This is a genomic window from Halorubellus sp. JP-L1 (assembly GCF_011440375.1).
In the GTDB taxonomy this organism is placed as follows: domain Archaea; phylum Halobacteriota; class Halobacteria; order Halobacteriales; family Natrialbaceae; genus Halorubellus.
The window spans coordinates 75454-95750 of record NZ_JAAOIR010000005.1 but is presented as its reverse complement, the minus strand read 5'-3'; the positions used below and the strand labels follow the sequence as shown (position 1 = coordinate 95750).

Below are 20297 nucleotides of genomic sequence, written 5' to 3'. Positions count from 1 at the left end.
TCGCCGTCCTCGTCGTGCTCGCGCTCTACCCGTTCGTGCACGCGTTCTTCACGAACCCGGCGACGTACACCGTCGTCCCCGTGCTGGCGGACGCGCCCGAGTACTGGGCGCTGTCCGCGGTCGCCGTCCTCCCGCGCGTGGAGACGATGGTCGCGATCTTCTACTTCGGGCTGTTCGCCGCGAGCTTCGACTTCATCTCCGGGTACACCGGCTACCTGTCGTTCGGGCACGCGGCGTTCTACGGCCTCGGCGCGTACGGCGTCATCCTCGTCGCGAACGGGAAGCTCCCGCTGCTCGGGAGCCAGACGCCGTTCATGGTGACGCTGCTATTGATGGCGGTCGTCGCCGCCGTCCTCGCCGTGCTCGTCGGCCTCGTCTCGTTCCGGCTGTCGGGCGTGTACTTCGCGATGATCACGCTCGGGTTCAGTCAGATCCTGTACGTACTGTTCGGGTCGTGGAACTTCGTCGGCGAGAACCCCCGGGACGGCGTCGCGGTCCTCGACCACCCCGAGGGGTTCGAGGTCGGTGTGCCGTTCGTCGACTCGCTGAACCTCGCGATCGGCCAGCTCCAGGGCGATTCGGTCGTGTACGGGCTGGACATGGCGAAGCTCGGGTTCGACTTCCTCGGGTTCATCGACGTCACCGTCGACCTCGGCGGGACCGAGGTGTCGTACTACATGGTCGGCCTGATCGCTCTCCTCGGGTACGCGGCGATGCAGCGCATCATCCACTCGCCGTTCGGGCGCGTGATGATCGCGATCCGCGAGAACGAGGAGCGCGCTCGCGCCATCGGGTACGACGTCTACAAGGTGAAGCTCGCGGCGTTCGCGATGAGCGCGTTCTTCGGCGCGATCGCCGGCGGCCTGTTCGCGGGCTTCCGGCGGTCGGTGAGCCCCGAGAACTCGCTGTACTTCCTCGTCGCCGGCGACGCCCTGCTGGCGTCGGTCATCGGCGGATTTGGGACGCTCGCCGGCCCGATCTTCGGGCGGCTGTTCCACATCAGCATCGAGGAGTTCCTCTCGAAGACGGGGAGCGGCGGCGGGCTCCTGCCGTGGCTCCAGGAGACGCTCGGCGACGGGACGATGGCGACGGAGACCGTCGGTGGCGTCACCGTCGGCGAGGCCGTCGACACGTTCCTGAACGGGCACGCCGAGCTCTACGTCGGGCTCGTGTTCGTGCTGTTCGTGCTGTACGTCCCGAACGGCCTGCTCGGCACGCTCCGGGACCGCATGGGCGGGACCGTCGCCGACCAGACCGCCGCCCGCATCAAGCGGTGGGCGGACGGCGCTCGGCCCGCGGACGCGAGTGCGGACGCCGACGCGGAGGGCGGTGATGACTGAGGTCGCACTCACGGGCCTCGGAACGTACGTCCCCGACGAGGTCGTCACGGGCGAGGAGATCGCGAACGCGTCCGGAATCCCCGAGCACGTCGTCGTCGAGAAGATGGGGTTGCGCGAGAAGCGCGTCTGTCCGAGCGACGACGACCACGCGACGGACATGAGCGCGAAGGCGGCCGAGCGCGCGCTCGCGGACGCCGACCTCGACCCCGCGGACCTCGACCTCGTGTGCTACCACGGGAGCGAGTACAAGGACCACGTCGTGTGGTCCGCGGCCGCGAACGTCGCCGACCGCATCGGCGCCGGGAACGCGTACGCGACGGAGAGCTACACGCTCTGTGCGGGCGCTCCGATCGCCTTGCGGCAGGTCGCCGCGCAGATCCGCGCGGGCGACGTGGAGCGCGCGCTGCTGGTCGCGGCGAGCCGCGAGGAGGACCTCGTCGACTACGGGAACGAGCGCTCGTCGTTCATGTTCAACTTCGGGAGCGGCGCGAGCGCGTTCGTGGTGGAAACGGCCTCGCAGCCGGCGTCCGACACCGACGTGGCCGCGGACCGCCCGGCGAGCGAGCGCGCTCGCGCGCTCGTCCGGGAGTCCGCCGCGATCACGGACGGCTCGTTCTCGATGGACGTCGTCATGCCCGCCGGCGGGTCGAAGCACCCGCCGAGTCGCGAGACCGTCGACGCCGAGGAGCCGATGCACACGCTCGACGTCCCCGACCCCGAGGGCATGAAGGAACGGCTCGGAGAGGTGAGTCTGCAGAACTACCTCGACGTCGCGGACGACGCGCTCGACGCGAGCGGGTACGACCGGAGCGACCTCGACTTCGTCGCGGTCACGCACATGAAGCGGTCGTTCCACGAGTACCTCCTCGACGAACTCGGCGTCGACGTCTCGACTGCCAGTTACTACCTCGACGAGTACGGGCACGTCCAGAGCGTCGATCAGGCGCTCGCGGTCGAGGAAGCACTCGCGAGCGACCCGCCGCGACTCGAAGGCGGCGACGTCGTCCTCTTCCTCGCCGCCGGCACCGGCTACACGTGGGCGGCGACCGTCATCGAGTGGCTCGACTGACCGGCCGCTCCACCGGGAGTCCTCATCGCGGTCGGTTCGCCGCCGTTGGGTGAGCGCTTATACGTTATCGAGGCCATCTTTTTGGTGTGCTAACAGTTGGGAACGATGCGCCCGAATTCGCGCTTCCGGGGGTGACCGAGGGGACGACCGACACGTACAGCCTTCAGGAGAGCACCGACGACGGTCGCGCCGTGCTCCTCCTGTTCTACCCATTCGACTTCAGTCCGGTCTGTACGACCGAACTGTGCACGATCAGGGACGCGGAGTGGTTCGAGTTCACGCCCGGACTCGACGTCTGGGCGGTCTCCGGGGACAGCACGCACTCGCACACGGCGTTCGCGGACGCGCACGATCTGAACTTCCCGCTGCTCAGCGATTATGACGCGAGCGTTGCCGACGCGTTCGGCGTCCGGTATGACGAACACCAGGGGCACCGGGGCGTCCCGAAGCGAGCAGTGTTCGTGGTCGACCCCGACCGGACCGTTCGGTACGCGTGGTCGACGGACGACGCGTTCGAGAGGCCGGACTTCTTTCACGTGACGGCTGCCGTCGACGAACTCGAAGCGATCGACGACTCGCTCGTCCCCGACGACGCCGACCTCGACGTGATGGACGTCGACCCCACGACCTGACGCCGGGCCGTCAAATGGTCCACGACGACCGCCACCGAGACCGCCTCGGTCGCGGTCTCGCAACTGGCTGAGACCGCCGCGTTCGACCAAGCCGTTATGGGCTCGCTCCCCGACGGCTTGGAGTATGTCCGCGCCAGCGGCGGCCGCGAGCGCCCGGTTCGCCGACGTCCCGAAGCGTCGGCGACGCGCGTTCGCGGTGATCGTGTTCGTCGTCGTGCTCGACCTCCTGGGGTTCGGGATCGTCATCCCCATCCTGCCGTTCTACGTGCGGTCGTTCGTCGCGAACGACGTCTTCATCGGGCTGCTGGCGGCGTCGTACTCGCTCGCGCAGTTCGCGAGCGCGCCCTTCCTCGGCCGGATCAGTGACCGGTACGGTCGACGGCCCGTCATCGTCGTCTCGTTGCTCGGTGGCGCGGTCGCGTGGACGGTGTTCGGCGTCGCCGGTGCGCTCTGGCTCGTGTTCGTCGCACGGATCGGGGCCGGCGCCGCGGGCGGGAACATCGCGACGGCGCAGGCGTACGTCGCCGACATCACGCCCCCGGCGGACCGCGCGGGCGCGCTCGGCGTCCTCGGCGCGGCGTTCAGCGTCGGGTTCATCGTCGGGCCCGCGCTCGGCGGCGTCCTCGCCAGCCCGGCCGTCCTCGAGCTCGCGCGCGGCGTCCTCCCCGGGTTCGTGCCCGTGACGCGGTTCTCGATGCCGAGCTTCGCCGCCGCCGCGATCTCGCTCGCGGGCGCCGCCGTCGCGTGGCGATTCCTCCCCGATCCGGCGAGCATCCGCGACGACGGCGGCGGCGAGACCGATGCGGTCCCGGAGGACGCCCCGACGGGCGGGCCCGCGCCGACGACGCTCGTCTCGCAGTTCCGGGCCGCGCTCGCCGACGACCGACTTCGCGGGCTCGTCGTCGCGTTCTTCCTCGTGAACGTCGCGTTCTCCGGCGTCACGGTCGCGTTCATCCCGTGGCTCGCGGACGTCTTCGGGTTCGTCGAACCGCAGGCGGCGGCGTTCTTGACGTACATCGGCGTGCTCGGCGTCGTCGTCCAGGGCGGGCTCGTCCCGCGGGTCTCCCGGCGCATCGGGGACGGGCGGATGGCCGTCGTCGGCCTCGGCGTCCTCGCCGTCGGCGCGGCCGTCCTCCCGTTCACGCCCGACATCGGTGGGTTCGCCGCGCTCGCCGTGGGTGGGCTCGCGCCCGGCGTCGTCGCGCTCGTCCTCCTGCTGCCACTCGTCCCGCTCGGGAACGGCCTGCTGTCGGCGGCGCTCGGCGCGCTCGTCTCCCGGAGCGCGAGCGCGACCGAGCAGGGGTCGGCGTTCGGCGTCACGCAGGGCGCGGGCAGCCTCGGCCGAACGGTCGGGCCGCCCGTGATGGCGGGGCTCTACGAGTTCGGCGCGCGCTGGTCGCCGTTCGTCGCCGGCGCAATCCTCCTCGTCCCCGCGCTCGTCGTGGTCGCGCGCCGCGAGCGCCGCGAGCGCGCGACCGCCGGCTAGCTCCCTCGCGACCGAGAGCGGTACGCTCATAGGCCAGCGGCCGCTACTCGTGGCTCGTGGCGCGCTACTTCAAGTACCCGTGCCCGGGCTGTCGGAGCACGAACGACCTCCACGACTTCGACTGCAAGTTCACGGGCACGCCGTGGTTCGACGTCGAGAAGGCGTACACCGACGTCGTCGCCGCGCTCGCCGACGGCGCGAAGGGCGAGGACGAACTGCGGGCGGCCGCGCACGGCGACTGGGACTCGCTCCACCAGGCCGTCCTCCAGGAACTGCAGACGACGCGCAGGGTCGACGAGACGACCGACGAGAGCGGTCGCGAAGTCCTCGAACTCGTCACCCCCGACGAGTACCGCGAGCGACTCGCGCATCCGCCCCACGATCCCGTGAAGACGATCTACGAGGAAGGGAGCGTGCCGGGCGCGCACGACAACAGCGTGTTCGCGATGGTCGCGTACTACGAGATGATCGGGCTCACGTGGCCCGAGACGAAGGAGAAGGTCGTCGACTGGCTGAAAGAATCCGGGACGTGGCAGCGCGGCGGGTTCGAGGAAGAATCGCCGGAGGAACTCGTGGCGTCGAAGCGGCACGTCCACGAGCAGGGCTACGGCTGGAAGGAGAAGGCGAAGGCGGCGAAGGCGGTCATCGACAGGCGCGTCTGATTCTACCGTGGGGGTGGCAACCGCGGGCAATTCACGACGGTGTTGCGGGGATGACGAGTGGGGGTTCGGTGGTATCGACGGTGCTGGTCACGGGCGCGAACCACGGGACTGCGCCGACAGCCGGTGCCTGTGGGGCCGCCCCGCGACGCCACCGCGACCGCACCGCGCCTCGTCCTCCCCAACCGACTCGTGCGACGACTCTCTGCGTTCGTCGTCGCACTCGTCCCTCGCACGCGTCGACCCGCGCCGTCTCGCCGCTGCGGGCTCGACGACGCGGCCGGCTCGCGCGCCTCACCATGCCGGGCGGACGACCCTCGCGACGGGCGTTCAGAGGTTCGCGCGGTTCGCGTAGAGGAACCCATCCAGTGCGAAACTCACGCAGAACGCGAAGAGCAGGTAGAACGACGATTTGTCGAGCAGTCCGAGTGCGTCCCCCGGCAACTGAACGACCGCGAGAGCGGCAGGGAGGGCCCGGGGACGGGTTCGGTCTCGGTTATTCGTTCGTACTACCTGCCGGCTCGGTCGACCCCGCCTCACGAACCCACCCGATAGTCATCATGGCGCTCGCGGCGAGCATGAGGAGCCCGCTGGCCATGGAGACGCCCGGCTCGCCGATGGCGGCGACTATCGAGTCGTACACCGCGAGCGTGCCGCCGACCACCGCGAGCAGTGCACCCGCTCTGACGAGCATCGTGTCCATGCGCCGACGAACACGAACGAGCGATTTAGTGGTTTGTGTTGCGACTGAACCGACGAGTGATAGCTTTTTGTTCCACCGAGCAGTACGAGAACGCATGGCCGTCCTCCAGTCGTTGCGCGCGTGGTCGAACCCGGAGTGGCCGACCACGCCGACGTACGCCGCGGTCGCCCGGTTCGGCGTCCGGCGGGTCGCGCTCGTCACCGTCCTCGGCGTCGGCGGCCAGTTCGCGATACTGCTCCCGGCGGGTTTCTACGCGATGGCCGCGTTCTTCGCCGGCGCCCACTTCGCGCTCGCCACCGGATACTTCGGCGGCGCCGCCGTCATGTTCCGGGACTACGGCCGTGCCGCACTCGCCGCCGCTGCGACCGCGACCATCCTCCTCGGTACCGGGGCCGCGATGCACGCGCTCCGTCACGGCGACGACCAGAGCCTCCTCGTCGCCCTCGTCGCCTTCACCGCAATCGGCTCGCTCGCCACCGGCGTCGCCGGCTACACCGCCGCCGAACGCGCGACCTGGGCGGCCGAGGACTAACCCGGCGCTACCGAAGTCCGCGTCGTCGAGAGGAGAACCGCGAGAATCGACCGTCGATCAGTTCGACTGGATGCGGGGCGCGAGCATGAACGTGACGTGGCCCATGCCCTCGGCGATGTCGAAGTGCATCTTCACGGGGAACTCTTCGCCGAGTTCCATCGTGACCTCCGCGTCCTTCGGGATGGCCTTGTCCATGTCCTTGAGGTAGTCCAGGGAGAACAGGCTGCGTGCGTCGGCGGCGGAGAGGTCGATGAGGTCGTCGCGCGTGAGTTCCAGGTGGACGTCGTCCGCGTCGCCCTCGGCGTCGATGTAGAAGAACTCGTCGCTGCCGTTCACGCCGAGTGCGATGTGGTCGCTGACCATGTCGGCGGCCTTGACGGCGCGATTGATGTCCTTCCCTTCGACGACGACCTCTGCGGCGAGGTCGAGGTCCGGGATGTCCGGTTCCTGGCGGATCGAGTCGGGGTCGATGAGCGTGAGCGTGTACTCGAGTCCGTCGATCTGGATGTGGAGCTTGCGCGTCTCCTCGTCGAGCTCGAGACTGACGAGCTGGCCGGCGTCGGCCATGCCAGCGATGTCCTCGAGCCGGGAGAGGTTCACGCCGATGAGGCCGCCGTCGGCCTCGTACGACTCGAACGCGTCAGCTGAAAGGTCCAGGTCGACCATGCCTACGTTCGCGGGGTCGACGGCGCGGATCTCGAGGCCGTCCTCCTCGAGGTGGATCTTGCACTCGTCCACCAGGACGCTCACGGAATCGAGCGTCGTCTTGAGCGTATCCGCGCTCACGATGGCCTTGAACATATTGTCTCGTCGTACGAAACCGACCCCTAAAAAGACACCCTTTCCGATGCACGGGCTTGGGGCGCGCGCGGCGTTCGCGGCCGCCAGCGCGCCCGGTCGCGACGGCCCGCGGACGACGATGGAAGCGGTCGGCTACGGGAACCCGGAGGCGGTCGCGGTCGGCGCCAGAAACGGGTCGCCGACGGCGCCGGGAACGGGCCGGCGTCCGCGCCACGAACGAGTCGCCGAGGCCGAGGTCGTGGCGCTCTTGAAGCCCCCGAGCGTAGGAGCGGTCATGAGCCGTCCGACGATCGTGTACGACGACGACTGCGGGTTCTGCACGTGGAGTGCGGAGTACGCCGACGTTCACGGCTACTTTCACCTCCTGGGGTTCTCGGAGCTGTCGCCCGCGGAACGCGAGCGGCTCCCCGACGAGTACGAGGACTGCATGCACGTCTTCGACGGCGACGACACGTACTCCTGTGGCGAGGCGGCGGAGTTCGTCGCCACGCACCTCGACACGACCGAGGGAACCGCCGCTCGCGCGTTCGCGACGCTCCCGGAGGGTGCACGCAGTCGCGTCCGCGACCCCGTCTATCGGTTCGTCGCCGACCACCGCGACTGGTTCGGGCGAGTCCGGTCGAAGAAACCACCATCACGGGACTGACCCCGCGTCGACGCGACCACTTCGGGGGTCGCGGACGGGACCTACTCGCCGTCGACGGCGTCCAGTCGCACGTCGAGTTCGCCGCGCACCCACGCCGCCAGGTCGTCGACGTCCTCGCTCGCGTCCGGCGCCCAGTGCTCGAACGTCCGCACCGCGTCGAGGAACGTCACGACGCGGTACAGCGGGTGACGCTCGACGAACCCGTCCGGGAGTCGGCCGGCGTGGTCGCGGTAGCCCGCGCGGAGCGCGCGCCGCAATCGGCCGCCGTCCGCGTCCGCGATGGCCGCGCGCTCGACGTACTGTGCTTCGGCGCGGACGAGGTCGAGCGCCGGGTCGCCGACGAGCGCGGTCTCCCAGTCCACGAGCCCGGGGCCGTCGGAGTCGACGAGGCAGTTCTCGGGCCGCGGGTCGTCGTGGACGAGCGTCGCCGGCGCCGCGTCGAGGCCGTCGCTCGCCGCGTCCACGGCTGCGAGGACGTCCGGGAGTCGGTCCCGGAACCGGTCCGCGAACAGCGCGTCGGCGCGTGCGGTCATCGCGTCCTCGAGCACCGTCGACCACGGTCCGGGCTCCAGGTCCAGGCGCTCTCCGTCGTCGCTCCCCCCGCGGATTCGAGCGTGCTCGTCGAAGTCGGCGGCGGCGTGCACGCCAGCGAGTGCTCGCCCGACCGCGCGCAGTACCGTCGCTCGCGCCACCGTCGAGTCGACCGGCCAGTCCGTCGCGATCGCCGTCCCGGACAGCGCCGCGGTCGCGACGTACGCGGGCGTCCCAGACGCATCCACCGCGAGGACCTCCGGGACGCGGACGTCCGCGTTCCAGCGCGCGTACCGCGTCGCCGCCGCGTCCCGCGACAGCCGCTCGCGCGCCGTCGCTCCGCCGTCGACCGCGACCTTCAGGAACGCCACCACGTCGTCGGCGAACCGCACGCGCACCGTCTCGTTCCCCGGGCGGTCGGACCCCGATACCCGCGACGTCTCCGCCACCGCACGCTCCGGGAACGCACGCGATAACGCCCGCTCGACGCCGTCGCGCATCACTCCAACGAGTGCCCGTGGACCGAAGTGCGTTCGGGGCGTCGCGACCGACAGCGGTCGCTCGCCCCCGGCTGCCGTGACTGGACTGGAACGACGAGCGATGTCGGGGTCACTGATTTTGTTTCGAGCCCGAACACACCGCGCAGATTATCTACTAAAACTGTGACGCTCAGTTCGGGACGGATACCTCGACACTCTTCGGACGAACTCTAAAATATAAAAATTATATTACTTTCACTGGTTTTAATTGTTCCCGGTGGACATCACCGAACGCAACATGACGGACGACAGAACTTCCACGTTCGAAGACGTATCCGGTACTCGACGAAAGTTCCTCCAGCAGATGAGCGTCGCCGGTGGCGCCGTCGCCGCTGGCACCGCCGCCGCTGGCACCGCCGCCGCTGGCACCGCCACTGCCACCCCGCCCGGGCGAGCGACCGACGAAGACGTCGAGGCCGCACTCGACGACTCGAAAGTCCAGTCCATCCTGGACGAACTCGGCTCCCCGAAGGTCCTCTCGAAGCGTGCCGCCAGCACCACGAAGTCCAACCAGGACGTCACGATACACGTCACGTACGTCCCGACACAGGTGGGGAGCATCGCGTACGGCGTTCACGAGACCGGCACCACCGAGGCAGCGTTCCGCTTCGACGACGTCCGGGCACGCGGCCTGCTCCCCGACGAGCACCGATCGCTCCCGAACGAACGCTCCGCCATCCTCACCGGACTCGACGACGACGTCGTCCTCACGCGCGTCGCGACCGACCGCGAACTCCGCACGATGCTCGACGACCTCGACCTCGACCCCGAGACGGTCTCGGCCTACGCGTCGTCCGCCGCGAACGCGTTCGTCCTCAAGTACATCGACGAGAACGACGACGTCCGCACCGTCGAGGTCTCGGGCGGCAGCATCTACACCGAATCCGACGTCGACGCCTTCTCGTACTCGACCACGTCAGACAGCGACGACGACGGCATCTCCATCGCCAACCACAACGGCAAGTGCGGCCCGGACTGGTGCTGGCGGTGCCTCATGGCGACCGGCGGCTGTGGCGCCTGCATGGCGTCCTGCTCCGCCGTCGGACCCGGCTGTGCACTCTGCATCATGGCGATGTGCGGCGGCACCGGGTACGCCTGCACCGGGTGCGTCCATTGCAACTAAGTAACTGACGTCTCAACTTACAGTTATGACAACGACAATCGACTTCGGCGGCAGCATCGACGGTGCAGTCCTCGCGCTCGTCGTCGTCGCGGCCCTCCTCGGGAGCGCCGCCTACTTCCTCGTCCCGACCGCCGGCGACGCCGTCTACTACGGCCTCATGACCGTCGGCGTCCTGTCGCTCGCCGGCCTCCTCGCCAAGCAGTACCTCGACTAGCACCCCCCTGCCGCCCTTCCCGCTTCCGTCCTTCCGGCTTCCGGTCGACACCGCCAGCAACCACGGTTCACCCGACGCCAACGACCACACCCGATAGCCGAGACGATACAAACGTTCCCGCAGCGCCTGCGACGCTACTCGAACGCCGCGATTCCGGTGAGGTCCTCGCCGAGGATGAGAGTGTGGATGTCGTGCGTGCCCTCGTACGTGTACACGGTCTCGATGTTCGCCATGTGCCGCATCGGCGAGTAGTCGCCCGTGATGCCGTTCCCGCCGAGCATCTCGCGGGCCGTCTTCGCGGTCTCGCGAGCCATCCGGACGTTGTTGCGCTTCGCCATCGACACGTGCTGGGGGCGGAGGTCGCCGCGTTCCTTGAGGTCCGCGAGGCGGTGCGCGAGCAACTGCGCGGTCGTGATCTGGGTCGCCATCTCTGCGAGCTTGCGCTGCTGGAGCTGGAACCCGCCGATGGGCTGTCCGAACTGCTCGCGGTCCGTCGAGTACTCCAGGGCGGTCTGGAAGCAGTCCATCGCCGCGCCGACCGCGCCCCACGCGATCCCGTAGCGAGCCTGCGTGAGGCACGCCAGCGGGCCCTTCATGCCGCGGACGCCGGGGAGGACGTCGTCCGCGTCCACGTGCACGTCGTCGAGCGCGATCTCGCCCGTGACCGACGCGCGGAGCGAGAGCTTGTCCTCGATCTTGTTCGTCGTCACACCCGCCTTGTCGGTCTCCACGAGGAACCCACGCACGGGGGTGTCGTCGTCGGTGCGGTCCTTCGCCCAGACGACCGCGACGTCCGCGATCGGGGAGTTCGTGATCCACGTCTTCGAGCCGTTCAGGACGTACCCGTCGCCGTCGGCTTCGGCGTGGGTCTCCATCGCGGAGGGATTCGAGCCGTGGTTCGGCTCCGTGAGGCCGAAGCAGCCGACGGCCTCGCCGTGACCGAGCTTCGGGAGCCACGCGTCCTTCTGGGCCTCGCTCCCGAACGCGAAGATCGGGTACATGACGAGTGCGCCCTGGACGCTCGCCATCGACCGGATGCCGGAGTCACAGGCCTCGAGTTCCTGCATGAGGAGCCCGTACGCTTTCTCGCTGACGTTCGGCAGGTCGTACCCGTCGAGGTTCGGTGCGTAGAAGCCGAGATCGCCCATCTCGCCGATGACGTCCATCGGGAACGTCCCCGCCTCCCAGTGGTCGGCGATGTCGGGCTGCACTTGGTCCTCGACGAAGTCACGTGCCGTGTTCCGGATGAGGCGTTCCTCCTCGCCGAGGTCCGCCTCCAGTCCGACGTAATCGAGCATACGATCACTGCGGTCTACCTCGTGAAAAGCGCTCCTACTTTTCAAGCCCGGGAACGGTCCGTCCTCGGGGTCGGAACCGGTCCTCGGTCTCAGGCGGGGAGGTCGTCGACGCGCTGCTCGAAGAGGCGTTCGCCGCTGCCCGCGCATTCGACGGTGACGACGTCGTAGCTCGAGCAGCAGGATTCGACGGTGTCCTCGCGGAACTCGGCGGCGGAGCCGTCCGGGCACGTCTCGAGGAAGACGCGGAGACCGTTGAGGACGCGACCCTTGGCGACGGGCTGCATGTCCGCCCAGTCCGGATAGCGGTCGGCGAGTGCGCGCGCACCGGCGACGTCGGCGACGAGTGCGGCTTCGCTCGGCCACTGGCCGATGCGGTGCGGGCCGCGGTTCAGGAGGACGGCGTCGTCGCGCCGGCTCAGCTCGTAGTCGCTGTCGTCGAACCCGAACGTGGCGAGTGCGTCCTCGACCTGGATGTCGTCGATGGCGTCCATCTCGGTCTGCCAGGCGTCGGCGAACGCGTCGCTCAGGCAGAGGTCGTCGACGTCCTCGCAGGGTTCGACGGCGCCGGCGTCGAGGAGGACGCGCTCGGGGTCGACCTCGACCTCGCTCGGGTCGACGGCGTCGCTCGCGCCGTCGAGGCCGCTCGCGTCTGCGGGCGCTTTCCCGAACCACGCGAGCAGCCACTCGGGCATGTACCGCTTGGTGAGTTCGGGCGTGCCGGGGACGAGGTAGCCCCGGAGCCAGATGCTCGCCGTGGAGAGCGCGAGGACGGCGCCCGCTGCTCCGGCGGCGACGAACGGTTCTGCGCTCGCGGCGGCCGCCCCGGCGCCCACGGCGCCCGCGAACGCAACCGCGAGCACGCCGTTGACCGCCGTGCACGCCATGCACCGATTCTCGCCCGTGTACTCGGGCTGCCTGATCGCATCTATCGCACTCGCTGCCATTAGTATCGGTAACGGCGTTCCAGTATGAAAAGTCAACGCTTCTGGAACCACGCACCTGCGTCCTCGGGGGGTCTCTCGACGCGCCTCTCGGTCCGGAGCGACGAGCGAACCCGACGCTGGCGGACGAGTCCATCGGAGAACGAACGACGCCGCCGGGCGGCGCCGACTGCCTCACTATGACCCATTGAGACCAGACTGACTTAAAGGTCGACCGGGGACCCTGCCCGAGCGCGACCGTCGCGTCGTCGCCCGTCGACGAAGTAGTTGCTCGGCGACGAAGCGGCTGCTCGAAGACGAATGGTTGCGCGGAGAAGGACGCCGCGGGCCGGCGTCCACTGCCTCACTATGACCCATTGAGACCAGACTGACTTAAAGAACGATAGCATCGGACGCTCGATCGCGGTCATCGCGTTCCGACCGACGCCACCGCCGGCGTCCGTCAGGGCAAAGATGCCTGGGGTGCCACGTTCGAGCATGGGCTTGCTGGATTCGCTACGTGCGGTGCTGGGGTCGCGCGCCGAGGCGGACGCCTCGCGGGGCGCCGACCCGGAGGACCTCTTCGGGATGAGTACGGCGTACATCACGATGGGCGCGGAACTCGGATGGGAGTCCACGGGCGACGCCGCGCTCTGTTTCGCGGACGTCGACAGCACGGACTTCGCCGACACCGTCGACGAGGTGAAGGCGATCCTCGACGCCGGCGGCGAGGAGACCGGCACCGAGGCGGACTTCCACGAGGACAGCCACGGCTACAACTGGGTCGTCCTCCACGACGACACTGACCCCGAGGACCTCGTGACGAGCGTGCACTTCGCCGCGGACACGCTCGTCGAGCGCGACTACGGGTCGCGACTGCTCGCCGCGCTGTTCGCGTTCGAGAACGTCGATGGGGACGGCACCGAACCCGAGCACGCGTACTGGGTGTACTCGTTCCGCCGCGGCGCGTACTACCCGTTCGTGCCGAACGGCACGAGCGAGCGCGACAGCGGCGTCGAGTTCAAGCTCGAGAGTCAGTTCGGGACGGAACTCGGCATCGAACCCGACAAGGAGTACTGGTACCCCTACTGGCCCGAGCGGGAGGGTCGCCACCCTTGGGAGTGAGCGATGTCGCTCGACGTCTTCCCCGAAGCCAATTCCCTCGCTGAGAACTGCCTGTCGCTCCTTCTCGTCGGTGCCGGACTCGCTCTCCTCACTTCTGCCATCGCCGACTTTCTCGGCACCCGGTCGTTCGTCCTCCCCGGGTTCGTCGAGGGCTTTCTCGCCCCCGTCATTTTCCTTCTCTGGGGGTCCCTCAAGATCACGCAGAAGTAGGCGGCTTTCGAGGGCACTCTTCCCGCCACTTCGGCCCATTCTCTCCCGTCGTCGGTCTCCACTCCGCGTGGGCGCCGCCCGCGCGCGAATCGCGCCGCCCTCGCTGATCGCTGTGGCACGTCGCTGTCCAGTGGCGAATCTGTTCTTCTCGTTTGAATCCTCGCGTCGACCCCTCGACGAACGGGTTCCCTATCCGCGTTTTCACTTTCACTCTCCTGTTAACGAGGGTTTATACCCCTTCCCGCGCCAGTAGCGTGTATGGTAGACGCAGACCTCGAAGAACTCCCGGGTGTGGGTCCGGCAACGGCAGACAAGCTCCGCGACGCAGGCTACACGTCCTTCCAGGGCGTCGCCGTCGCCGCGAGCGGCGAACTCTCGAACCAGGCGGACGTCGGCGAGTCCACCGCGTCGGACATCGTGCAGGCGGCGCGCGAGCAGGCGGACATCGGCGGATTCGAGAGCGGCGCGCAGGTACTGGAGCGACGGAACGAGATCGGGAAGCTCTCCTGGCAGATCGACGAGGTGGACGACATGCTCGGCGGCGGCGTCGAGACCCAGTCGATCACCGAAGTGTACGGCGAGTTCGGGGCCGGGAAGTCCCAGGTCACGCACCAGCTCTCCGTGAACGTCCAGCTCCCCAAGGAGCACGGCGGCCTCCGCGGGAGCGTCATCTTCATCGACAGCGAGGACACGTTCCGCCCGGAGCGCATCGACGACATGGTGCGCGGACTCGACGACGAACTCATCCAGGCGACGATGGACGACCGCGGCATCGAGGGGACGCCCGACGACGAGGACGCGATGGACGAACTCATGGAGGACGTCCTCGAGAAGATCCACGTCGCGAAGGCGTTCAACTCGAACCACCAGATGCTGCTCGCGGAGAAGGCCCAGGAGCTCGCGAAGGAGCACGAGGACACCGACTGGCCGGTGCGCCTCCTGAACGTCGACTCGCTGACCGCGCACTTCCGCGCGGAGTACGTCGGCCGTGGCGAGCTCGCGGAACGCCAGCAGAAGCTGAACAAGCACCTGCACGACCTCGACCGCGTCGGGAACCTCTACAACTGCGCGGTGCTCGTGACGAACCAGGTCGCGTCGAACCCGGACTCGTTCTTCGGCGACCCGACGCAGCCGATCGGCGGGAACATCCTCGGCCACAAGTCGACGTTCCGGATGTACCTCCGGAAGTCCAAGAACGACAAGCGCATCGTGCGGCTCGTCGACGCGCCGAACCTCGCGGACGCCGAGTCCGTGATGCGCGTCACCGACAAGGGTCTCGAGCCGGAATAATCGCGGCCGTCGCCACGCTGCGGCGTCGTTCGAACCGGTCGAAGTCCTCGTTTTTGAAGCGTCCTCGCGTCCACGCGTAGCGGTCGGGGTCGACGAAGTACGGTCGCCGTCGCGGTCAGGGTCGACGAAGCGCAGCCGTCGCCCGTCGGAGACGTGGGCCGCCGTCCGCGAGACATCGTTATCCCCGGGGCGTGCGTATCGTTCCCATGGACGAGTTGCACTCCGCGGACCCCGACCGGTCGACCGACGACGCGGTCGTGTCCGGCGCGACGACCGACGGGTCGCCAGCCACCGAATCAGTCGACTTCCTCGCGACGTTCGACGCGCTCGACGACCTCGAGCGCGGGACCGTCCGGACGAACGACGTCGACACCGCTTACTACCGGCGTGGGAGCGGGCCACCGGTCGTGTTCGTTCACCCGCTGGGGATGAGCGGCACGGTCTGGGCGCCCCAGCTGGCGGCCCTCGGCGACGACTACGACGTCGTCGCGTACGACACGCGCGGCCACGGCCACACGGGCGGGTCCGACGTGACGTCGTACGACATGCACCTGTACGCGAGCGACCTGCGCGCGCTCCTCGACGCGCTCGACGTCGACCGCCCCGTCATCGTCGGATCGTCGATGGGCGGCGCCGTCGTCCAGCAGTACGCCGCCACCTACCCCGACGACGTCGCCGGCGTCGCGCTCGTCGACACGTTCAGCACGACGCCGCTCGGCGTCCGCGGCCGCCTCGTCATGGGATTCGTCCAGGTACTCGCCCGGCTGGACCGCGTCGTCGCCTACGAGACCCTGAACCGCTTCCAGATGCGCGTCTACGAGACGCTCGCGCCCGGTTCCGCGGGGAACGGCGACGCCATCCTCGACCTCATGGCCGCCGACCCGCCCATCGCGCACCGCGAACTCGTCAAGGCGGCCGACGCCTGCGCCGCCTTCCCGCGCAGCGACCTCGATCCGGCCGCCATCACCGCGCCCACGCTCGTGCTCTACGGCGACGCGATACCAGGCGTCCTCAGGGAGATGTCCACGCGCCTCGCCGCCACCCTCCTGAACGCCGACGTCGACGTCCGCGTCGTTCCCGGTGGCGGCCACGGCTCCATCGTCGACGACCCCAGATTCGTCACTGCCGCTATCCGAGAGTTCGTCGACGGACTCGCCTAGCGTCGCGGCTCTCCGCTCGTGGATCGCTGCCGGAGAACGCGGGCGAAACGGTGACTGGTCAGGCGTCGTCGGGGACGTCGGCGTCGTCCTCTTCGGTTCGCGTGACGTGCGACCACCTTTTGTCGACCCGTTCGCTATCGCTCACGGGTCGCAAAACGTGGGCGAAAAGGTGACTGGTCAGGCGTCGTCGGGGACGTCGGCGTCGTCTTCTTCGGTTCGCGTGACGTCGACGTCCTCGATGTCGCCCCGGTAGATGGCGGCGCCGTCCTGTGCGACCTTCTCCGCGAGGACTGCGCACTTGACGCGCATCGGCGAGATGTCGACGCCGAGCATGTCGATGACGTCGTCGCGGTCCATCTCGTCGAGTTCGTCGAGCGTCTTCCCGCGGAGCTTCGACGTGAGCATGCTCGCGCTCGCCTGCGAGATCGCGCAGCCGTCGCCGCGGAACGCGACCGCTTCGATGGTCTCGTCGTCGTCCTCGAGGACGACGTCGACCGTGATCTCGTCGCCACACATCGGGTTCTCGCCGACGTGCGTGAACGTCGCCTCCTCGATCTCCCCGTAGTTGCGCGGGTTCTTGTAGTGATCGAGGATCTGCTGTCGGTACATGTCCGATCCCAGTCCCATCGTTGCCTCCGAGTAGGGTCGTGCGCCGCAAAAGGGTTCCGCAGCATGCGAAACGAGGGCTCCGTCGCAGTCGCGTCGCGGGCGCGTCGTGGAGACGTCGTCAACCGGTCGGTACCTGACAGGGAGACGTTTGTCGCGAGCGGTCGTATGGGCGCGTATGAGCCAGCGTGGTGCATCGGGCCGCTGGTCGCGGCGGTGCGTCCTCGCCGGACTCGCAGCGGCCGGGTCGGCGAGCGTGCTCGTCGACGACACTACGGGCGATGCCGGGCGCGCGCCCGGGGCGTTCCCGACCGTCGAGCCAGCGGGGCGACTCGACCTCGACGGGGTCGCGGAGGCGGTCGTCGGCGACGACGGCGAGACCGTGTACTGCGCGCTCGGCGACGGGTTCGCGGTCGTCGACGCGAGCAATCCCTTCGATCCGACGGTCGTCCACGAGGACCGCGACCTGCGGGCGGACGGCGACGCGTACTCGCGGATGGTCTCGGTGATGGACGTGAAGGTGTCCGGCGACCGATTGCTCGTCCCCGGCCCGAGCGCGCCGCCGGAGTTCCTCTCGGGGTTCTTCCTGTTCGACGTGAGCGACCCCGCGGACCCAGAGCGCGTCGCGTTCCAGGACCTCGAGTTCGGCCCGCACAACGCCTTCGTAGAAGGCGAATTCGTCTACCTCACGGGGAGCGGCGAGTTCGGCGAACCCGTCGTCGTCTACGACGTACACGACGACGACGACCCGGAGGAGGTCGCGCGCTGGACGGCCGCGGACGCCGACGACGCCTGGGGGACCGTTCCGCGAACGTACCGGAACTGCCACGACGTGTTCGTCCAGGACGACGTGCTGTACGTCGCGTACTGGGACGCCGGAACGTGGGTCGTCGACGTCTCGGACCCGACGGACCCGACGGCGATCGCTCGACTCGGCGGGCACGACCCCAAGTACCTCGCGGCCCTCGACGGACTGTCGGCGGAGTTCGACGAACTCCCGGGGAACAGTCACTCCGTCCTCCCGAACGCGGACGCGTCCGCGCTGTTCGTCTCGAAGGAAGCCCACGACGTCCCGACGACGCTCCACGAGGGCGGTCCCGGCGGCATCGAATGCTGGGACCTCCGCGCGCTCGACGTCGACGGCGTGGAGCCGTCGGTCGAATCGGTGCTCAGTCCGCCAGCGCCCCGCGGCGACCGCACGGGGTCGGGGTGGACGGCGCACAACGTCGGCGTCGACGGCGACCGCCTCTACACGTCCTGGCACGGCGGTGGCGTCCGCGTCTACGACGTCGCCGACCTCGCAGAACCGCTGCTGCTGGGCGAGTGGCGCGACCCCGAGCGGACGTGGTTCTGGACCGCACGCCCACTCGAATCGGGATTCGTTGCGACGAGCTACCTGCAACCACAGTACTCGCTGCGCGCCCAGCGCCAAGGCGACGGCGCACGACTCTACGTCTTCCCAGACCCCGACGAGGACGACGCGGTCCCCGCCCCAACGATGGATCGCCGACCGTTCCCGGACCCCGCCGACGCGACCGACGACGCCGACGCGGCCGCTGACGACGACGAGTGACCCGGACGCTCGAGCAGGTGCTGGCTCCGCGAACGGGCACGCTGGCTCTCGAACGAGGCACAAACGAGCGTTTGAGCCAGCGCGACGCTTTTGCGTCGCCGGACTGAATGCGACGTCATGCCACGGCCCTCCACCACCAGTCGCGTCCGTCGTCGCCACCTGCTCGCGAGTCTCGCCGCGCTCGGGACCGCCGGCGTCGGCACCGCAAATGCCCGCATCGAGAGTAGCGCTCCCGCCGCCCGAACCGCGAGCGACGGTAGCACTGCCCGCACTACGTCCCGCCGAGAGGGGACGGAATCGACGCTCGAACCCACCGGCGCGCTCGACCTCCAGGGGGTCGCGGAGGTGGTCGTCGACGACGACGGCGAGACGGCGTACTGCTCGCTCGTCGACGGGTTCGGCGTCGTCGACGCGAGCGACCCCGCGAACCCGACCGTGCTGTACGAGGAGCGCGGACTCACGCACGACGGCGAGGGGCCGATGGAGTCCATCATGGACGTGAAGGTGTCCGGCGACCGCCTGCTCGTCTCCGGGCCGAACGGGTACGGCGGGTCCCTCTCGGGGTTCTTCCTCTACGACGTGAGCGACCCCGCGAACCCAGAGCGCGTCGCGTTCCACGGGACGTCGTTCGGGCCGCACAACTCGTACATAGACGGCGAGTTCGTCTACCTCACGGGGAGCGGCGAATCGGGGTCGCCGACCGTGATATACGACGTGCGCGACGACGACCCCGAGGAGGTCGCGCGCTGGAAGGCCGCGGACGCCGACGACGCGTGGGCCGAGGCCGGCCGGAACTACCGGCAGACGCACGACGTCTACGTCCAGGACGACGTGCTGTACGTGGCGTACTGGGACGCGGGGACGTGGCTCGTCGACGTCTCGGACCCGACGGACCCGTCGGCGATCGCGCGCCTGGGCGGGCACGACCCCGAGTACCTCGCGGGACTCGGTCAGATCGACCCGGAGTTCCGGGAACTCCCCGGGAACAGCCACTACGTGCAGCCGAACGCGGACGCGTCCGCGCTGTTCGTCGGGAAGGAGGCCTGGGACGCCGAGGAGACCGACCGCGACGGCGGCCCGGGCGGCATCGAATGCTGGGACCTCTCGGGGAGCGAGCCGGCGCTCCGGACGGTGCTCCGGCCGCCCGAGCCCGGCCCGGACGAGGACGAGGACGCCCAGTGGACGTCCCACAACTTCGGGATCGACGGCGACCGCCTCTACACGTCGTGGTACGGCGGCGGCGTGCGCGTCTACGACGTCGGCGACCTCGCGAATCCACGGCTCCTCGGCGGGTGGCGCGACCCGGAGACGACGGCATTCTGGGCGGCGAAACCGGTCGAATCGGGGTTCGTCGCGGCGAGCTACGCTGACCCCCGGAACTCGCGCGAGGAACAGCGAGCCGGCGAGGGGGCGCGCTTCTACGTGTTCCCGGAGCCCGACGGCGAGGACGCGGAACCGGCGCGGACGATGGAACGCCGCGCGTTCCCCGACCTCGAGGACGATGGGGGCGAGGGCGCTGGAACCACGACGACGGATCCGACGACCGCGCCGGACACGTCGACCGCGTCGGACACGTCGACCGATCCCGGCACGGTGACGACTGGCGGCACCGGCGGGGCGACGACGGACGGCGACGGTGGGGCGACGGCGGACGGCGGGGGCGAGACCACGACGAGTACCGGCGATGGAACGACGGTCGCCGACGACTCTGGGTCGATCCCCGGATTCGGTGCACTCACCGCGATCGCGGGCGGGGGATTCGGACTCTGGCGACTCCTCGGCAATGACACGGACGGCGACGGTCACGGGAGCGACGGCGAGGGCGCGGACGACGCGTGAG

At 69.2% G+C, this 20297-nt stretch carries 21 protein-coding genes; 15 read left to right on the top strand and 6 right to left on the bottom strand.

The genetic code is table 11. From position 1 onward, the window contains the following. Positions 1-146: 146 nt before the first annotated feature. From G9C85_RS17485 to G9C85_RS17465, 5 genes are all read left to right on the top strand, one after another. Positions 147-1340 carry a branched-chain amino acid ABC transporter permease gene (locus G9C85_RS17485; RefSeq protein WP_166042668.1) on the top strand — a complete coding sequence of 398 codons (1194 nt, stop codon included), beginning with the start codon at positions 147-149 and terminating at the stop codon, positions 1338-1340. Then, positions 1333-2409 carry a 3-oxoacyl-ACP synthase gene (locus tag G9C85_RS17480; RefSeq protein WP_166042360.1) on the top strand — a complete coding sequence of 359 codons (1077 nt, stop codon included), beginning with the start codon at positions 1333-1335 and terminating at the stop codon, positions 2407-2409. The genes G9C85_RS17485 and G9C85_RS17480 overlap by 8 nt, the downstream gene beginning before the upstream one ends. An 86-nt stretch (positions 2410-2495) precedes the next feature. Continuing rightward, on the top strand, positions 2496-3041 hold the full coding sequence (locus G9C85_RS17475) for a redoxin domain-containing protein (RefSeq protein WP_166042359.1): 546 nt from the start codon (positions 2496-2498) through the stop codon (positions 3039-3041). Between the two features lie 124 nt (positions 3042-3165). Further along, positions 3166-4527 (top strand): MFS transporter, encoded by a 1362-nt coding sequence (locus tag G9C85_RS17470; RefSeq protein WP_166042357.1) that lies wholly within the window; start codon positions 3166-3168, stop codon positions 4525-4527. A 56-nt stretch (positions 4528-4583) separates the two neighbouring features. Then, positions 4584-5189 carry a hypothetical protein gene (locus G9C85_RS17465; protein ID WP_166042356.1) on the top strand — a complete coding sequence of 202 codons (606 nt, stop codon included), beginning with the start codon at positions 4584-4586 and terminating at the stop codon, positions 5187-5189. Between the two features lie 493 nt (positions 5190-5682). On the opposite strand, the gene G9C85_RS17460 is transcribed toward G9C85_RS17465, so the two are convergent. Next, complete coding sequence (locus G9C85_RS17460; protein WP_166042354.1) at positions 5683-5889, bottom strand: hypothetical protein; 207 nt, start codon at positions 5887-5889, stop codon at positions 5683-5685. A 94-nt stretch (positions 5890-5983) separates the two neighbouring features. On the opposite strand from G9C85_RS17460, the gene G9C85_RS17455 reads away from it, so the two are divergent. Next, positions 5984-6421: a hypothetical protein gene (locus G9C85_RS17455; RefSeq protein ID WP_166042352.1), complete on the top strand. Its 438-nt coding sequence runs from the start codon at positions 5984-5986 to the stop codon at positions 6419-6421. A 57-nt stretch (positions 6422-6478) separates the two neighbouring features. Here the strand turns inward: G9C85_RS17455 and G9C85_RS17450 are convergent, their stop codons facing one another. Beyond that, the gene (locus G9C85_RS17450; protein ID WP_166042350.1) at positions 6479-7222 is read right to left on the bottom strand and encodes a DNA polymerase sliding clamp; all 744 of its coding nucleotides are present in this window, start codon (positions 7220-7222) and stop codon (positions 6479-6481) included. A 46-nt stretch (positions 7223-7268) separates the two neighbouring features. On the opposite strand from G9C85_RS17450, the gene G9C85_RS19040 reads away from it, so the two are divergent. Then, complete coding sequence (locus G9C85_RS19040; RefSeq protein WP_240148956.1) at positions 7269-7868, top strand: thiol-disulfide oxidoreductase DCC family protein; 600 nt, start codon at positions 7269-7271, stop codon at positions 7866-7868. A gap of 41 nt (positions 7869-7909) precedes the next feature. Here the strand turns inward: G9C85_RS19040 and G9C85_RS17440 are convergent, their stop codons facing one another. Beyond that, on the bottom strand, positions 7910-8899 hold the full coding sequence (locus tag G9C85_RS17440) for a phosphotransferase family protein (protein WP_166042349.1): 990 nt from the start codon (positions 8897-8899) through the stop codon (positions 7910-7912). Between the two features lie 256 nt (positions 8900-9155). Here G9C85_RS17440 and G9C85_RS17435 point away from each other — a divergent pair, with 256 nt between their 5' ends. Next, the gene (locus G9C85_RS17435) at positions 9156-10061 is read left to right on the top strand and encodes a hypothetical protein (RefSeq protein ID WP_166042347.1); all 906 of its coding nucleotides are present in this window, start codon (positions 9156-9158) and stop codon (positions 10059-10061) included. 25 nt (positions 10062-10086) lie between these two features. After that, entirely contained in the window at positions 10087-10275 is a 189-nt protein-coding gene (locus G9C85_RS17430; protein WP_166042345.1) for a hypothetical protein, read from the top strand. Between the two features lie 134 nt (positions 10276-10409). On the opposite strand, the gene G9C85_RS17425 is transcribed toward G9C85_RS17430, so the two are convergent. Continuing rightward, positions 10410-11573, bottom strand: a complete 1164-nt coding sequence (locus G9C85_RS17425; RefSeq protein ID WP_166042343.1) for an acyl-CoA dehydrogenase family protein — start codon at positions 11571-11573, stop codon at positions 10410-10412. An 89-nt stretch (positions 11574-11662) separates the two neighbouring features. Further along, a complete protein-coding gene (locus G9C85_RS17420) occupies positions 11663-12517 on the bottom strand; it encodes a hypothetical protein (protein WP_166042342.1) in 855 nt (284 codons plus the stop codon). Between the two features lie 474 nt (positions 12518-12991). On the opposite strand from G9C85_RS17420, the gene G9C85_RS17415 reads away from it, so the two are divergent. The 4 genes from G9C85_RS17415 to G9C85_RS17400 all read left to right on the top strand — a co-directional run bounded on the left by G9C85_RS17415 (position 12992) and on the right by G9C85_RS17400 (position 16278). Next, positions 12992-13618 carry a hypothetical protein gene (locus tag G9C85_RS17415; protein WP_166042340.1) on the top strand — a complete coding sequence of 209 codons (627 nt, stop codon included), beginning with the start codon at positions 12992-12994 and terminating at the stop codon, positions 13616-13618. Between the two features lie 3 nt (positions 13619-13621). Continuing rightward, positions 13622-13828 (top strand): hypothetical protein, encoded by a 207-nt coding sequence (locus G9C85_RS17410; RefSeq protein WP_166042338.1) that lies wholly within the window; start codon positions 13622-13624, stop codon positions 13826-13828. A gap of 258 nt (positions 13829-14086) precedes the next feature. After that, positions 14087-15118 (top strand): DNA repair and recombination protein RadA, encoded by a 1032-nt coding sequence (gene radA / locus G9C85_RS17405; protein WP_166042336.1) that lies wholly within the window; start codon positions 14087-14089, stop codon positions 15116-15118. A gap of 206 nt (positions 15119-15324) precedes the next feature. Beyond that, entirely contained in the window at positions 15325-16278 is a 954-nt protein-coding gene (locus G9C85_RS17400) for an alpha/beta fold hydrolase (RefSeq protein ID WP_166042335.1), read from the top strand. Positions 16279-16455: 177 nt separating this feature from the next. Here G9C85_RS17400 and sufU read toward each other — a convergent pair whose 3' ends face one another. Then, a complete protein-coding gene (gene sufU / locus G9C85_RS17395; RefSeq protein ID WP_166042333.1) occupies positions 16456-16905 on the bottom strand; it encodes a Fe-S cluster assembly sulfur transfer protein SufU in 450 nt (149 codons plus the stop codon). Positions 16906-17062: 157 nt separating this feature from the next. Between sufU and G9C85_RS17390 the strand changes: the two genes are divergently transcribed. Together G9C85_RS17390 and G9C85_RS17385 are read left to right on the top strand one after the other, a co-directional pair. After that, positions 17063-18457: an LVIVD repeat-containing protein gene (locus G9C85_RS17390; protein ID WP_166042332.1), complete on the top strand. Its 1395-nt coding sequence runs from the start codon at positions 17063-17065 to the stop codon at positions 18455-18457. 117 nt (positions 18458-18574) lie between these two features. Beyond that, positions 18575-20296 carry an LVIVD repeat-containing protein gene (locus tag G9C85_RS17385; protein ID WP_166042330.1) on the top strand — a complete coding sequence of 574 codons (1722 nt, stop codon included), beginning with the start codon at positions 18575-18577 and terminating at the stop codon, positions 20294-20296. Position 20297: the final 1 nt, after the last annotated feature.